This window comes from Rathayibacter sp. AY1D2, from assembly GCF_002932695.1.
Lineage (GTDB): Bacteria > Actinomycetota > Actinomycetes > Actinomycetales > Microbacteriaceae > Rathayibacter.
The window spans coordinates 1-924 of the sequence record NZ_PSVX01000131.1; the positions used below are offsets into that span (position 1 = coordinate 1).

Here is a 924-nt window from a genome sequence, read left to right on the forward strand (position 1 = left end):
AGGTGCCCGAGCTGGCGCTCGACCTCGGCGCGGACGGCCGGGTCCTCGGAGGCGGCGAGCGCCTCCTCCAGCCGCTCGCTCTCGTCGAGGCCGAGCACGGTGAGCAGCTCGGCGCGGCCGACCTCGGTCTCGAGGCAGCCGACGGCGCCGCAGTGGCAGTCGATGCCCGCGCTGTTGACGAGGGTGTGGCCGATCTCCCCCGCGTAGCCGTCGATGCCGTGCAGAGGCGCGCCGCCGACGATGACGCCGGCGCCCACTCCGCTCGCGCCGCCGTTGAGGTAGACGAGGTGCGAGACGTCGCGGCCGGCGCCGAGGACGCTCTCGGCGAGCGCACCGAGGTTGGCGTCGTTCGCCGAGAGGACGGGCAGGCCGGTCGCGTCCGCGAGCATGCGGGAGAAGGGCTCGTCGTCCCAGCCGAGGTGCGGGCCGACCCGGACGAGGCCGTCGGCGTCGCGGACGAGGCCGGGCACGGCGACGCCGATGCCGACGGTCCGCGTCTCCTCGGGCAGCTCGGCGAGCAGCTCGGCGACCGCCTCGGCCGCCAGACGGGCCGCGGCCTCGGCGGTGGGGACGGAGGCGGAGCGGCGGATGCGGCGGCGGACGACGGCGTCGACCCCGACCACGGCGACCGTGACGGCGTCGATCTCGGGGTTCACGGCGAGCGCGACGACTCCGGGATCGGCCTCGACGACGGGGCTCGGCCGGCCGACCTGGTTCGGCGTGGAGGGCTCGCGCTCGCGCACGATGCCGAGCTCCACCAGCTCGCCGACCAGCGCCGCGATCGTGGAGCGGTTGAGGCCGGTCAGGCGGGTCAGCTGCGAGCGGGAGCGGGGGCCGCCGCGGTGCACGAGGCGGAGGATCGCCGAGAGGTTGTGCCGCCGGACGCGGTCGAGGTTGTTGCCGCGCGTCGCGTGGTCGGGCATC

At 76.4% G+C, this 924-nt stretch carries 1 protein-coding gene; it reads right to left on the minus strand.

Annotation, left to right across the window (positions count from 1 at the left end; all coding sequences use genetic code 11):
• On the minus strand, positions 1-924 hold a 924-nt coding region (locus C5D04_RS17755; protein WP_104348146.1), incomplete at both ends, for an ROK family transcriptional regulator.